At 72.3% G+C, this 13,515-nt stretch carries 14 protein-coding genes and 1 tRNA gene; 8 read left to right on the top strand and 7 right to left on the bottom strand.

The genetic code is table 11. From position 1 onward, the window contains the following. The first annotated feature begins 113 nt into the window (after positions 1 to 113). The 3 genes from KBA23_RS12825 (at position 114) to KBA23_RS12815 (ending at position 2,872) form a co-directional block, all read left to right on the top strand. On the top strand, positions 114 to 851 hold the full coding sequence (locus tag KBA23_RS12825) for a 16S rRNA (uracil(1498)-N(3))-methyltransferase (RefSeq protein ID WP_290741532.1): 738 nt from the start codon (positions 114 to 116) through the stop codon (positions 849 to 851). Then, positions 848 to 1,348 carry a hypothetical protein gene (locus KBA23_RS12820; protein WP_290741530.1) on the top strand — a complete coding sequence of 167 codons (501 nt, stop codon included), beginning with the start codon at positions 848 to 850 and terminating at the stop codon, positions 1,346 to 1,348. Before KBA23_RS12825 ends, KBA23_RS12820 begins: the two co-directional genes overlap by 4 nt. Positions 1,349 to 1,501: 153 nt before the next feature. Further along, complete coding sequence (locus KBA23_RS12815; protein WP_290741528.1) at positions 1,502 to 2,872, top strand: glutamate--cysteine ligase; 1,371 nt, start codon at positions 1,502 to 1,504, stop codon at positions 2,870 to 2,872. Between the two features lie 196 nt (positions 2,873 to 3,068). On the opposite strand, the gene KBA23_RS12810 is transcribed toward KBA23_RS12815, so the two are convergent. The 4 genes from KBA23_RS12810 to KBA23_RS12795 all read right to left on the bottom strand — a co-directional run bounded on the left by KBA23_RS12810 (position 3,069) and on the right by KBA23_RS12795 (position 5,376). Then, positions 3,069 to 3,446 carry a YraN family protein gene (locus KBA23_RS12810; protein WP_290741527.1) on the bottom strand — a complete coding sequence of 126 codons (378 nt, stop codon included), beginning with the start codon at positions 3,444 to 3,446 and terminating at the stop codon, positions 3,069 to 3,071. A 71-nt stretch (positions 3,447 to 3,517) separates the two neighbouring features. Beyond that, positions 3,518 to 4,348: an SDR family NAD(P)-dependent oxidoreductase gene (locus KBA23_RS12805; RefSeq protein WP_290741524.1), complete on the bottom strand. Its 831-nt coding sequence runs from the start codon at positions 4,346 to 4,348 to the stop codon at positions 3,518 to 3,520. A gap of 133 nt (positions 4,349 to 4,481) precedes the next feature. Then, complete coding sequence (locus KBA23_RS12800; RefSeq protein WP_366935314.1) at positions 4,482 to 5,183, bottom strand: LuxR family transcriptional regulator; 702 nt, start codon at positions 5,181 to 5,183, stop codon at positions 4,482 to 4,484. Further along, positions 5,161 to 5,376, bottom strand: a complete 216-nt coding sequence (locus KBA23_RS12795; RefSeq protein WP_290741520.1) for a hypothetical protein — start codon at positions 5,374 to 5,376, stop codon at positions 5,161 to 5,163. The genes KBA23_RS12800 and KBA23_RS12795 overlap by 23 nt, the downstream gene beginning before the upstream one ends. Before the next feature lie 334 nt (positions 5,377 to 5,710). On the opposite strand from KBA23_RS12795, the gene pyrF reads away from it, so the two are divergent. Next, positions 5,711 to 6,415, top strand: a complete 705-nt coding sequence (pyrF, locus tag KBA23_RS12790; protein WP_290741518.1) for an orotidine-5'-phosphate decarboxylase — start codon at positions 5,711 to 5,713, stop codon at positions 6,413 to 6,415. 25 nt (positions 6,416 to 6,440) lie between these two features. On the opposite strand, the gene KBA23_RS12785 is transcribed toward pyrF, so the two are convergent. Continuing rightward, a complete protein-coding gene (locus tag KBA23_RS12785; RefSeq protein ID WP_290741517.1) occupies positions 6,441 to 6,884 on the bottom strand; it encodes a YaiI/YqxD family protein in 444 nt (147 codons plus the stop codon). A gap of 77 nt (positions 6,885 to 6,961) precedes the next feature. Here KBA23_RS12785 and KBA23_RS12780 point away from each other — a divergent pair, with 77 nt between their 5' ends. Further along, positions 6,962 to 7,669, top strand: coding sequence for an NYN domain-containing protein (locus KBA23_RS12780; protein WP_290741515.1), 708 nt, complete (start codon positions 6,962 to 6,964; stop codon positions 7,667 to 7,669). 10 nt (positions 7,670 to 7,679) lie between these two features. Here the strand turns inward: KBA23_RS12780 and KBA23_RS12775 are convergent. Next, positions 7,680 to 7,763, bottom strand: a tRNA-Leu gene (locus KBA23_RS12775). A 166-nt stretch (positions 7,764 to 7,929) separates the two neighbouring features. On the opposite strand from KBA23_RS12775, the gene KBA23_RS12770 reads away from it, so the two are divergent. Further along, entirely contained in the window at positions 7,930 to 10,839 is a 2,910-nt protein-coding gene (locus tag KBA23_RS12770) for a patatin-like protein (RefSeq protein ID WP_290741513.1), read from the top strand. A 117-nt stretch (positions 10,840 to 10,956) separates the two neighbouring features. Here the strand turns inward: KBA23_RS12770 and KBA23_RS12765 are convergent, their stop codons facing one another. Next, a complete protein-coding gene (locus KBA23_RS12765; RefSeq protein WP_290741511.1) occupies positions 10,957 to 11,163 on the bottom strand; it encodes a DUF1674 domain-containing protein in 207 nt (68 codons plus the stop codon). A 43-nt stretch (positions 11,164 to 11,206) separates the two neighbouring features. Here KBA23_RS12765 and htpX point away from each other — a divergent pair, with 43 nt between their 5' ends. Both htpX and KBA23_RS12755 read left to right on the top strand, forming a co-directional pair. Beyond that, positions 11,207 to 12,178, top strand: a complete 972-nt coding sequence (gene htpX / locus KBA23_RS12760) for a zinc metalloprotease HtpX (protein WP_290741509.1) — start codon at positions 11,207 to 11,209, stop codon at positions 12,176 to 12,178. Further along, the gene (locus tag KBA23_RS12755; protein ID WP_290741507.1) at positions 12,175 to 13,503 is read left to right on the top strand and encodes a transcription antitermination factor NusB; all 1,329 of its coding nucleotides are present in this window, start codon (positions 12,175 to 12,177) and stop codon (positions 13,501 to 13,503) included. Before htpX ends, KBA23_RS12755 begins: the two co-directional genes overlap by 4 nt. The last annotated feature ends 12 nt before the right edge of the window (positions 13,504 to 13,515 follow it).

The following is a 13,515-nucleotide window of genomic DNA, read 5'->3' as shown; positions in this document are numbered from 1 at the left end:
GCGTGCTCTGGCGCACCTGGACGGACGGCGCCCTCTACGACCCGGCGCTGCACAGCGCCGCGGTCGCCCACAATACACTCGCAGCTTGACACAGGGTGTCTCATGGGGCTCCTATGACAGATCGCGACGGGAAGATCAGGCTCTTTGTGGAGGCGGACCTCGGCCCCGGCGCCGAAGTCGCGCTGACCGCCGAGCAGGCGCACTACCTGTTCACGGTGATGCGCCTCGGCCCCGGCGCGCCGGTGGCGGCCTTCAACGGCCGCGACGGCGAGTGGATCGCCGAGGCCCGCCCCGCCGGCCGCCGCGGCGGCGCGCTGGTGGCCCGCCGCCCGGGCCAGCCGCAGCGGACGCCGCCGGACCTGTGGCTCGCCTTCGCGCCGATCAGGAAGGCGCGCACCGACTTCATCGTCGAGAAGGCGACGGAACTCGGTTGCGCGCGGGTCGTGCCGGTGATGACCCGCTTCACCGTCGCCGAGCGGGTGCGCCCGGACCGGCTTCGCGCCCACGCGATCGAGGCGGCGGAGCAGTGCGGCGAGACCTGCGTGCCGGAGGTGGCCGACCCCGTCCGCCTCGACGCCCTCCTCGACGGCTGGGACCCGGCGCGGCGGCTGATGTTCTGCGACGAGAGCCGCGCCGCCCGCCCGGCGCAGCAGGCGCTGGTCGGGGCGCAGCCGGGGCCCTGGGCCATCCTGACCGGGCCGGTGGGCGGCTTCGCGCCGGAGGAGGCCGACCGGCTGCGCCGGCTCCCCTTCGTGCTGCCGGTCACGCTCGGGCCGCGGGTGCTGCGCGCCGACACCGCGGCCGTGGCGGCGATCACGCTCTGGCAGGCGGCGCTCGGGGACTGGCGATGACCGACGAGGCGGCGCGACAGAAGCGCGAGATCGTCCTCTGGACCCTCGCGCTGTGCCTCGGGCTGTGGCTGATCTGGCGCGGCTACGTCCGGGTGGACGCGCTCGTGCTGGTCGCCGGCATGGTCCTCGCGGCGACCGGCTTCGCGCTCGCCGCGGGCGCAATCGCCCGCTTCCGCCTCGCCGCCGAGGGCCCGGCGCCCGGGGTCGTGCTGATCGACGAGGGCCGCATCGGCGTCTTCGGCCCGACCGGCGGCGGCTTCATCGACCTCTCGACCCTCGCCCTGGTCGCGGTCTCGGGGCAGCCCGGCTCCGGCGACCGCGCCTGGACGCTCCGCGGCGAGGACGGGACGACGCTGGTGATCCCCTTCGGCGCGGTCGGGGCCGAGCGCATCCCCGACGCCCTCGCCTCGCTCCCGGGCCTCGACCTCGCCGCCGCCGCCGAGGGCGCAGGGCCGATCTGGCAGGCGGACGGACGCGTGCGACCGCTCCTGCGCTAGCGGGCTGTCGTCCGGACGCGCGCAGCCGCTCCTTTCGTTTCAGCAGCTTGGCGATGCGGCCGCGCCCCCGGGGCGCCGCGCCGTTCTCCCGCTTGCACAAGCTGGCGACGGCGGCTAGGCGTTGCCCCGCGAACGGCGCGAGAGGTCAGGCCCATGTCGATCCCACAATCCGGCGGCGGCCCGATCGAGCGGCCCGAGGAACTGGCGGAGTACCTTGCCTCCGGCTGCCGGCCGCGCGCGGAGTGGCGCATCGGCACCGAGCACGAGAAGTTCGGCTTCGACCTCGCCCGGCGCCTGCCGCTCCCCTACGAGGGACCGACCTCGATCCTCGCCATGCTCGAGGGCCTGCGCGACCGCTTCGGCTGGGCCGAGGTCCGCGAGGGAGGCAAGCTGATCGGACTCACGATGGACGGCGCCAACGTCAGCCTCGAGCCCGGCGGCCAGCTCGAACTGTCCGGCGCGCCGCTCGAGACCATCCACCAGACCTGCGACGAGGTGAACGAACACCTGCGCGAGGTGAAGGCGATCGCCGACGACATCGGCGCCGGGTTCATGGGCCTCGGCGCCGCGCCGGAGTGGACGCACGAGCAGATGCCGGTGATGCCCAAGGGGCGCTACGCCCTGATGACCCCCTACATGGACCGGGTCGGCACGACCGGAAAGATGATGATGTACCGGACCTGCACGGTGCAGGTGAACCTCGACTTCGCCTCCGAGGCGGACATGACGCTGAAGCTGCGCACCTCGCTGGCGCTGCAACCGGTGGCCACCGCGCTCTTCGCCGCCTCGCCGTTCTTCGAGGGCCGGGTGAACGGCTGGAAGTCCTGGCGCGCACGGATCTGGCGCGACCTCGACCCGGCGCGCACCGGGATGCTGCCCTTCGTCTTCGAGCCCGGCTTCGGCTTCGAGCGCTACGTGGACTACGCGCTCGACGTGCCGATGTACTTCGTCTACCGCGACGGCCGCTACATCGACGCGCTGGGGCAGAGCTTCCGCGACTTCCTCGCCGGGCGGCTGCCGGCGCTGCCCGGCGAGAAGCCGACCCTCTCCGACTGGGCCGACCACCTGACGACGATCTTCCCCGAGGTGCGGCTGAAGCGGTTCATGGAGATGCGCGGCGCCGACGGCGGCCCGTGGCGCCGGCTCTGCGCGCTTCCCGGGCTCTGGGTCGGGCTGCTCTACGACGACGCGGCCCTCGCCGCGGCCTGGGACCTCTGCAAGGACTGGACGGCCGAGGAGCGCGAAACCCTGCGCCACGACGCCGCCCGCTACGGCCTCGCCGCCGAGATCCGCGGCCGGACCATGCGCGACTTCGCCCGCGACGTCCTCGCCATCGCCCGGACCGGCCTCGCGGCGCGCGCCCGGCCCGGCGCCGGAGGCACGATCCCGGACGAGACCCACTTCCTCAACGCGCTCCACGAGATCGTCGACGCCGGAGAGACTTCGGCCGACGAGATGCTCGCCCGATACGAAGGCCGGTGGAACGGCGACCTGTCACCGATCTACGCCGAGTACGCCTACTGACGGCGCCCCGGACGGACCCTGCCGCGGTTCCGAATCACCCGCCGGCCGTTCGCGGCCGGTTCCCGCGGGAGACGGCGCCGCGGTCACGACGATGCAGAGCGCCGCGCGCACAACGGCCCCGCTGGCGGGACGTCGACGCGGCGCCCGGGTCCGGCCGGACGCCGCGAACCGGGGTCGCGGCCTCCGGCCGGAACGCCTACCATTCGTCGAAGGAGCGGGCGTTCTCGATGCGCTCGAGCCGGCCGGCGCCGTCGACGAGCGCGAGGTCGAAGCGACAGGGCAAGGTTCCGTCGGTGCGCTCGGCAAGGTATCGGGTCGCGGCAGCGCCGATCCGCGCCCATTGCCGCGCCGTCACCGCCGACGCTCCGTGGGCCCGGCGCGCCTTGACCTCGACGAAGACCAGTTCGCCCGGAAGCTCGACGACGAGGTCGATCTCGCCCTCGGGACAGCGCCAGCGGCTGGCGCGGATCCGGCCGCCCTCGGCGGCATAGCGCCCGGCCGCGGCCTCTTCCGCTGCGATTCCGGTGTGATGCCGTTGCGCCCCCATTCCGGTGCGATGCCGTTGTGCCCCCATGGAACGAAACTAGCACATACCCGGAACGACACAAGCCCGTTCTCCACCGGGGAACCGCCGGGGGCGCTCGCTCAGACGCCCATGCCGCCGGCGACGGGCACCCCGGCGCCGGTGACATAGGCGGCGGCGTCCGAGGCGAGGAAGGCGACCGTCTCGGCGACGTCGCCGGGAGCGCCGAACCGGCCGAGCGGCGTCTGGGCGAGCATGAAGGCCTGCAACTCCGCCTCGTCGGGGAACAGGCCCATCTCGATCAGCCTGCGCCCCGAGCCGGCGCTGAGCGCGGTGGCCACCACGCCGGGATGGACGCAGTTCACCCGCACGCCATAGCCGAGCCGGCCGGCCTCGACCGCGCCGACCTTGGTCAGGCGCTCGACCCCCGCCTTGGTCGCGGCATAGGGGCCGGTGGCGGGAAAGGCCGTGTGGGCCGCGGTCGACGAGACGTTGACGATCGCGCCGCCCCGACCGGCGGCGCCGCCCGGGCGCATCGCCCGGAACGCCGTCTTCATGCCGAGGAGAACTCCGGTGAGGTTCACGTCGCACAGGCGGCGGAACGCCGCGGGGTCGGCGTCGGCGATCAGCGTGGTGATCTCGATGCCGGCGTTGTTGACGAGCACGTCGAGGCGGCCGCCGATCTCGAGCGCGAAGGCCGCGGCCTCGTTCCATGACGGCTCGTCGCTGACGTCGAGCGGCGTGAAGCGCACGTCGCGGCCCTGCGCCGCGAGCGCCTCGGCGGCGGCGCGGCCCTCGGGGATCAGGACGTCGCCGATCACCACCCGTGCGCCGGCCTCGGCGAAGCGCGTGGCGACGGCGAGGCCGATGCCCCGCGCGGCGCCGCTGACGAGGACGGTCCGGCCGGCGAAGGCGGCGGCAGGGGCGGGGGCGGGGGCGACGTCGAGGGGCATGGGCGATCTCCCGGGGGCGGCAGGGGGCGACGGACGGCGCGCGGGGGCGCGCGCCGCCGCGACGCGAAGGTGGCGGCAGAGGTAGGGAAGCGTTGACGGCCCGGGGTTAACGAAGTCCGACCGTGCGCCGCTCTCAGTACTTCGGCAACGCCCCGGACGGGACGATCATCCCGCGCGCCGTGGCGAGCGCCACCGCGTGGGTCACGTTGGCGGCGCCGAGCTTGTGGCGGGCGCTGTCGATGTAGGCGCGCAGGGTGTTCTCGGAGATCTCCAGCGCGTCGGCCACCCGCGCCCGGCTCTCGCCGAGGCCGAGGCGCGACAGCACCTCGCGCTCGCGGGGCGAGAGCTCGGTGGTCGGCGGCTCGACCTCGTTGCTCAGGATGCGCTTGGTGTGCTGGTGGACGAGATGCGACGCGAGCAGCAGCTCCTTGGCGCGATCACGGGTGTAGGCCGCCCATTCCGCGTCCGTTGCCCGGTGGTTCACGGTGAAGATGGCGAACTCGCCCTTGGGTCCCCAGATCGGAATCGACCACCCCTGGTTGCCGAGGCCGGCCGCCTGCGATTCGCGCATCATCTGGCGGGCGTGCGGGCTCGACCAGTCGAGGGCCTTCCAGTCGATGGGATGGAACCGCTTCACCGCGCCGAGGAGGACGGGATCGATGGCCTGGTAATCGCTTTCGATGTAGTGGCGGACCCATTCCAGGGGATACGTGAAGGCTCCGACCTGCTCGCCCCTGATGTTCGCCGTATGGTAGATGACGTGATCTACGCCAAGCACGTCCCGGAGTTCATGGATCCAGACATGGATCTCATCAATGGACTTCGTGCTCGGCAACCGTTCCAGTACGGCTTCTAGCTCTGCCCGTGCCAAGTTCGCTCGATCCCGCAGCGTCAAGTTTTGCGCCGATCTCCCGGGCTGCGACGAAGATCGCGTCGTCGAGCTGTTCCGCAAGCTCCGGCATGCCGTTCTTTTCGGAAAACTGCCGGATATCCCTCAGAATATCAATGACCCAGTCGGACTTCGTCATGGTTCCCTCGGCGTCAATGAATTCAGGATGGCCGTCGATAGCACGCGCCCCCGGGCCGTTAAACTCACCAATACTGACCCCCCGGAAATGGTGGGGCGGGCTCCGCGCAAATCATTGATTCCGTTAATCTCGCGTCAACGGAACGGCGGTGGGCGGCAGGGAATCGGGCCTTCGGGCGGCCCCGCGGCCGGTCGGTCCGCAGAGCTGTCCGGGCCCTGGCCTCCCGCCCGTGGCGCGCGCGGCGACGCGCGCGGCGACACAGGTCGAGCTTGCCAGGCGACCTCCGCCTTCCTATTCGACCGCCTCGCCTGACCGCTTCGACCGGAGGACGCTCGTGCCCGATCCCCGCCTCCCCGATCCCCGCCTCATCGTGGGTCTCGACCTCGACGACACGCCCGCCGCCCGCGCCATGGCGAGCCGCCTCTCCGGCGTGGTCTCGGCCTACAAGATCGGGCTCGGGCTCCTGCATGACGGCGGCCTCGGGCTCGCGGCCGAACTGAAGGCCGCCGGCGCCGACGTGTTTCTCGACATGAAGCTCTTCGACATTCCGGCGACGGTCGAACGCGCCGCCCGCGGCCTGACGGCGACGCTCGCCCCCGACCTGCTGACCGTCCACGGCGATCCTTACGTCGTGCGCGCGGCCGTCGAGGGGCGGGGCGACGCGCCGACCCGCATCCTCGCCGTCACCATCCTGACCGCCCTCGACCGCGCGGACCTCGACGCGGCGCTGATCGCGCCCGGCGCGATGTCCGACATCGTGGCGGAGCGCGCCCTGCGCGCCTTCGAGGCGGGGGCCGACGGGGTGATCGCCTCGCCCCGAGAAGCCGCCCGCATCCGCGCCCTGCCGCAAGCCGCGGGCCGGCTGATCGTCACCCCCGGCGTCCGCCCGGCCGGGTCGGAGGCCCACGACCAGAAGCGCGTCGCCACCCCGGCCGCGGCGCTCGCCGCCGGGGCCGACCGCATCGTGGTCGCCCGCCCCATCATCGCCGCCGCCGACCCCGCCGCCGCCGCCCGCGCCCTCCTCGCGGAGATCGCCTGACGTCGGACGGCACGCATGCCCCTCGTCAGCGCCGCGCGAGCCGCAGCTCCCGCTCCAGCGCGTCGAGGAAGCGCGAGCGGTCCGCCCGGCCGAAGGGACGGCCGCCGCCCTGCCGGAACGGATCGGCGGCGCGCAGGTCGGCCATCAGGTCGCGCGTGGCCAGCGCCGCGCCGACATTGGCGGCGGTCAGCGCCTCGCCGTTCGGCTTCAGCACCCGCGCGCCGGCGGCCACGCAGCGCGCCGCCAGCGGAATGTCGGCGGTGACGCACAGATCGCCCGGCCCGATCCGCCCGGCGATCCACATGTCCGCCGCATCCGGACCCTCGGGAACGATCCGGACCCGCGCCAGCGGATGCGTCGTCGGGCGGATCCCGCCGTTCGCGACATAGACCACCTCCGTCCCGTGCCGCTCGGCGACGCGCAGGATCTCGTCCTTCACCGGGCAGGCGTCGGCGTCGACGTAGATCATGGCTCTTCCCTTCGCAGGCTCGCTTGCGCGGTCCGGCCCGATCGCGCAGGCTGACGCCATAACGGAGGATGCAGGCCATGACCAACGGCAGGAGCCCCCGCCTCGCGGTGCTGATCGACGCCGACAACACCTCCGCGCGGGTGGCCGAGGGCCTGTTCCTCGAGATCGCCAAGCTCGGCGAGGCGAGCGTGCGGCGCATCTATGGCGATTTCGCCGACGCGCGGATGCGCGGATGGGCCGAGGCGCTGCCGCGCCACGCGATCGTGCCGCAGCAGAACTTCGCCTACACCACCGGCAAGAACTCCGCCGACATCGCGCTGGTCATCGACGCGATGGATCTCCTGCACTCCGGCCGCTTCGACGGCTTCTGCCTCGTCTCCTCCGACAGCGACTTCACCCGGCTCGCCGCGCGGGTGCGCGAGCAGGGGCTCGACGCCTTCGGCTTCGGCCAGCGCAAGACGCCGGAAGCCTTCCGCCAGGCCTGCAAGCGGTTCTTCTTCACCGAGAACCTGATGCCGGCGCCGCCCGAAGGCGACCCCGCCGCCGCGCGCAAGGAGAGCCCGGCCGCGGCGCTAGCGCTGCTGACCACCGCCGTCGAGGAGATCGAGGAGGACGACGGCTGGGTCGCCCTCGCCGCGCTCGGCAACCAGCTCCAGAAGATCGCGCCCGATTTCGACAGCCGCACCTACGGCTCGCCGAAGCTCTCGACGCTGATCGAGAAGACCGGCCGCTTCGAACTCGACCGCGCCGCCAAGACGATCCGCCTGCGCCTGCGACCGGCCTGAGCCCCGGCACTGGTCCCCGCGGCCGGACTCGAACCGGCACTCCTTTCGGACAGGGTTTTTAAGACCCATGCGTCTACCGTTCCGCCACGCGGGGAGGCGCGAGCCGGCGGGATCCTACCTGCCGCTGCAACGCCCCCGCAAGTCGCCGCCCGCGACAATCGTCGCGCGTGTAGCCCCGATGCCGCTCATGCTGTAGACTTTCCCCGATTGCAGACGAACGGCCATTTTCTTGCGGCGGCAACTGAATTCGGGGGCAGACCATGACACAGGCGACTCGCGAGGTCCGCTTCGCGGTGGTGCTCTATGGCGGCACGTCGCTCGCCATCTACATGAACGGCATCTCGCAGGAACTGCTCCGCATGGTCCGGGGCGGCAGCGACGAAACCGGGCTCGACGAGGTCGAACGGATCTACCGCGAGATCGCCGAGGATCTCCACGTCGGCGGGCGCACGCGCTTCGTGATCGACATCATCTCCGGCACCTCCGCCGGCGGCATCAACGGCGTCGCGCTGGCCAAGGCGCTCGTCACCGGCAGCGCGAACCTCGACGTCCTGCGCGACACCTGGACCGACAAGGCCCACATCGACAAGCTCCTCGACGACCGGGGCCTCGGCGCCCGCTGGAGCCGCAGCGAGTCGCTCCTCGACGGCAAGCTGCTGTACGACCTCGTCCACGACACCCTGAAGCGGATGGGCGAGGCGGGCAGCGGCAAGCCCCTCGTCGAGATGATCGACCTCTTCGTCACCGCGACCGACCTGCGGGGTCGACCCGAGCCGGTCCAACTGACCGGCACGAGCATCGACGAGCCGGTCCACAAGACCGTCTTCAGGTTCGCATACGAGAAGGACCGCTCCAACGACTTCGGCGACGACGCGATGCTCGCCTTCGCCGCCCGCTGCACGGCTTCCTTCCCCATCGCCTTCCCGCCGATGCGCCTCGGCGACGCCCCGCCGCTCCGCAAGAGGAACGACCTCGACCGCTTCTTCCCCGGCGGCAAGGCCGACAGGACGCGGCCCTACGCGGACGGCGGCTATCTCGACGTCAAGCCGTTCAGCTACGCGATCGACCTCATCCCGTTCCGCCCGATGAGCCTGCCGGGCGAACGCAAGCTCCTCTTCATCGACCCCTTCCCCGAAGGCCGTTCCGGCTCCGACCACGACGAGGACGAGAACGCCGGGCAGGAGATCGACTTCATCGTCAACGCCCGCCTGGCCGCGACGACCATCCCCCGGCGCGAGGTGATCCGCGAGGACATCCGGCAGATCAACGCGATCAACCGCAGGCTGGAACGCCTCGGCGCGCTGCACGATCGCTGGAGCGAGGACACGAAGAACCCGCAGATCAGGGCTCTGCTCGCCGGGACGAAGCCCGCCAACATCGAAAGGCTCTATCTCGACGACCTCGTGAACGGACAAGAAGGCAGGGTGGGCTATGGGGCTCAGTACCCCCTCTACCACCACCTGCGCGTTTACGGGACGGCGGACATGCTGTCGGGCCTCGTCGCGGGTCTCGCCGGGGTCCAGCCCGAATCCGGCCACGCCGCCTATCTGCGACAGGTCGTCCGCGCCTGGCGGGACGCGCGCTATGCGGCATATCGGGCAGCGCCCAACGACCCGGAAAAGCTCTCGGAGACGCAGTTCCTGGCGGAATACGACCTCGACTTCCGCCGGCGGCGGCTGGTCCACCTTCGCTCCGAGGTCGCGAAGGCGTTGCCGCCGCACAAGCCGGCGGACGGGGGGTCGTGGCCCGCGGTCAGGGAGCTGTGGTCTGTCGTCGAGGCGCAGCTCGGTCATCTGCGCCGGATGGCCCACGCGACCGCCGGCGATCGCGAGGCGTTGCTCGGGAGCGCGGACGTCAGGAAGATCTTCGACGCCCTCACGCCCGGATACCGGGACTTCGCGGCGCAGCCCGGCCTCGAGGGAAAGTACGAGGTCGCAAGAACGGTATACGAAACCGGAACGCACAAGACCGCGGACGGCAGGATCGTCAAGATCAGGGATCTCGTCGACAATGCCATGGCCGCGATCGAAGCCGCCCTTCGCAAGCGGTTCGACTTGAGCAGCGCGGATATCCAGGCTGCGCTGAAGAAGTCGGGAAACCCCGCCTTCGCAGCCGCCTATGATGGCTTCCACTGGCACGACATCGTCACCTTTCCCTTCCTCGAAGGCACCTCCGCCGAGGAGCACGCCGAGGTGCAGGTCTTCCGCATCAGTCCGGCCGACAGCGACCTCGACGGGCGGGCCGACAAGCTCGCCGGCATCAGCTACGGCGCCTTCGGCGGCTTTCTCAGCCGCGACTGGCGCGAGCACGACATCCTCTGGGGTCGCCTCGACGGGGCCGAGCGCATCGTGACCGCCCTGATGCCGTCGCCCGGCCAGGCCGCGAAGCGCGCCGGTTACATCGGCAGGCTGCGCGAGGCGATCCTGCGGCAGGAGTTCGGAGCCGCCAGCAAGAGCCGCCGCGAGGCGATGGCGCGGCGCCTGATCTGGCAGGGAAAGGAGCACGAGAAGGGCCGCGACGGAGGCGAGACCCCGAGCGGGAGGCGGGTCGCGCGACAGGTCGTGCGGCTGATGAACAGGCCGGCGGCCTTCGTCAGCGCCGAGAGCTTCGCGCGCCTCTACGACAAGCCCTTGCCGCCGGCCACGCGCGACCTCGCCGGCTGGGGCAGCCGGGCGGGGCGAATTCTCGCGCAGATGCTCGACGACCTGCCGCCGGGGGGCGCGCTCCGGGCCGTGCCGTCGCGGCTGGCCGGCCCGCTCCGGACGGGGAGCGTGCTGGCCGGCCGGCTGGCGCTCTTCGCGGCTCCGGGCGGCTATCACGGTCTCCTCGCCGGCAGGCTCCTGATGCTGGCGATGCTGATCGGCGCGACGCTTCTCGCCGTCGCGTGGCTGTCGCCCGGCAGCGTGTCGCCCGCAATCGGGGCCGCGATCCTCGGGCTGGCGCTCGCCATCTGGCTCGTCCTCTACGTCGCCGGGCGGGTGCTGCGGGGACGAACGCCTCTGCCCCGCGCCGCGAAGTGGCTCGCGATCCTAGGCGCCGCCGTGCTGATCGTCGTCGGCGCCTGGTCAGTATTCGAGTTCGCGCGGAGCAACTGGGGCACGTGGTCGCTGGTCGAATTCGAGCGAAGCCGCTACGCGCACTTCGCCGGCTCCGCCGCCCCGCCGCGTTAACGATTCTATCCCGACCAGATTACTATGCATATGGAATGCATACGCATTGCATATGCGTCGTGCATCGGTCGGGAACCCGTAAACCCTTGACGGCAAAGCCTCCGACCCGGGCCCGGTTCAGAAGTCGCTGGCGATGCCCTTCACCTCCCAGTCGCCGAAGCGAACGGGCTCCGGGCCGTCGCGGCCGCCGAGCTCGGGCGGCAGGTCGAGCGGCTTCGCCTTCGCCCGGCGCCCCGCCGCCTCTGCCAGCGCCCGGGCGGCGGCGGCGGCGATGCGGGCCTCTTTCTCGGCCGGGCCGGCGGACCTATATTCCTGATCGGTCATGGCCTTGGCATGGCCCGGCAGAGGCGGAAAGGCAAGGGGCGGGATGAACTACTTCCGGACGATGCTGCTCCTCGCGGCGCTGACCGCGCTCTTCATGGGCGTGGGCTACCTGATCGGCGGCACGGGCGGCATGATGATCGCCTTCCTGTTCGCGGTCGGCACGAATGCCCTCGCCTTCTGGAACTCCGACAAGATGGTGCTGCGGATGCACGGCGCCGAGCCGGTGACGCGGGCGAGCGCGCCGGATCTCTGGGACATGGTCGCGACGCTGGCCAAGCAGGCGGACCTGCCGATGCCCAAGGTCTATGTCATCCGCCAGGACCAGCCGAACGCCTTCGCGACGGGCCGCAACCCCGACAACGCCGCCGTGGCCGCGACCACCGGCATCCTCGCGCTCCTGACCCGCGAGGAGCTTGCCGGCGTGATCGCGCACGAGCTTGCCCACATCAAGAACCGCGACACCCTGACGATGACGATCGCCGCCACCGTCGCCGGCGCGATCTCGATGCTGGCGCAGTTCGGCTTCTTCTTCGGGGGCGCCGGCGGGGACCGCGAACGCAATCCGCTCGGGCCGTTCGGCATGATCCTGGCCGTCCTGTTCGCCCCGATGGCCGCGGCCCTGATCCAGATGACGATCAGCCGCACCCGCGAATATGCGGCCGACAGGATGGGAGCGCAGATCGCCCGCGACCCGATCGGCCTCGCCGACGCGCTGCGCAAGATCGCGACCTACGCCCATCGCATCCCGATGGCGAGCGCCGAGCGCAACCCTGCCTCCGCCCCGCTCTTCATCATCAACCCGCTGTCCGGCGCGCGCATGGACAACCTCTTCTCCACCCACCCGCGCACCGAGAACCGGATCGCCGCCCTCGAGGCGATGGCGGCCGCGATGCCCCGCGGCGAGACGCCGACGGTCGACGAGGCCGGGCTCCGCGACCCCGGAACGAACCGCGCCCCGCGGGAAGCGCGGCCGACCTCGATCCCCTCGGCCGGCCGCCGCCCCGGGATGCGGTGAGCTCCCCCGGACACGCGGCGCGGGCCGCCGCGGCGACGCTTCTCGCCGGCGTGCTCGACGCGGGCCGCACGCTCGACGACCAGGCCGACGCGCTCGCGTCGCTCGCCCCCGCCGAGCGCGCCCGCGCGCAACGGCTGGCCGGCGAGACGCTGCGCCACCTCGGCCGTATCGACGCCGTCCTCGCACCGCACCTGCGCAAGCCGCCGCCGGCGCCCGCGCGCCATGCGCTTCGGCTCGCCGCGACCGAGATGCTCGTCGACGGCACGCCGCCCCACGCCGCCGTCGACGGGGCCGTCCGTCTTGTCCGCTCGCAACGCCGGGCGACCCATCTCGCCGGCCTCGTGAACGCGGTCGCCCGCCGGGTCGCCGAGGCGCGGGACGCCTGGGAGGCAGCACCAGAGGACCCGCTGCCAAACTGGCTCGCCGGGCCGGTCGGCGCGGCCTGGGGCTTGGATGCCGCCGCCGCCATCGCGGCAGCGCATCGGCGCCCCGCGCCGCTCGACCTCACCCTCCGCGATCCCTCGGAGGCCGCCCGCTGGGCCGAGGCGCTGGCGGCGGAGATCCTGCCCACCGGCAGCCTGCGCCGCGTCGCCGGCGGGCAGGTCTCCATGCTGCCGGGTTTCGCCGAGGGCGCATGGTGGGTGCAGGACGCCGGCGCGGCGCTGCCGGCGCGTCTGCTCGGCTCTGTCCGCGGCCGGCGCGTCCTCGACGTCTGCGCCGCGCCCGGGGGCAAGACGCTGCAACTCGCCGCCGCCGGCGCCGAGGTGACCGCGCTCGACGTCTCACCCGGGCGCCTCAAGCGGCTCGACGAGAACCTCGCCCGCACCGGGCTCGCCGCCCGGGTCGTCGCCGCCGACGCCTTCGGCTGGGAGCCCGAGGCCGAATACGACGCCATCTTGCTCGACGCGCCCTGCTCGGCGAGCGGCACCATCCGCCGCCACCCCGACCTGCCGCATCTGCCCCGCGACCTGAAGCCGCTCCGCGAGTTGCAGGCACGCCTCTTCGCCCGCGCGTGGGACTGGCTCGCGCCGGGCGGGCGGCTCGTCTACGCCACCTGCTCCATCCTGCCCGCCGAGGGCGAGGACCAGGCGGCGGCCTTCCTCGCCGGGCGCCCGGACGCGCGACGCATCGCCGCGGATCCAAAGGCGATCGGCGCGCCGGTGGAATGGGTCGACGCGGCGGGCGCCCTGCGGTTGCGCCCGGACTTCTGGCCGGGTCGCGGGGGGATCGACGGCTTCTACGCGACCACCTTCGAAAGGGCGGCCCCGCTGCGTAGCCGGAGCAAAAGGCCGGGCGGCTCTACGCGAGGGCGGCTTGGCGGATGAGATGATCCAAGG

It is taken from the genome of Amaricoccus sp. (genome assembly GCF_017995835.1).
In the GTDB taxonomy this organism is placed as follows: domain Bacteria; phylum Pseudomonadota; class Alphaproteobacteria; order Rhodobacterales; family Rhodobacteraceae; genus Amaricoccus.
The sequence above is the reverse complement of the archived record's forward strand: the minus strand, read 5'-3'. Positions and strand labels throughout refer to the sequence as shown.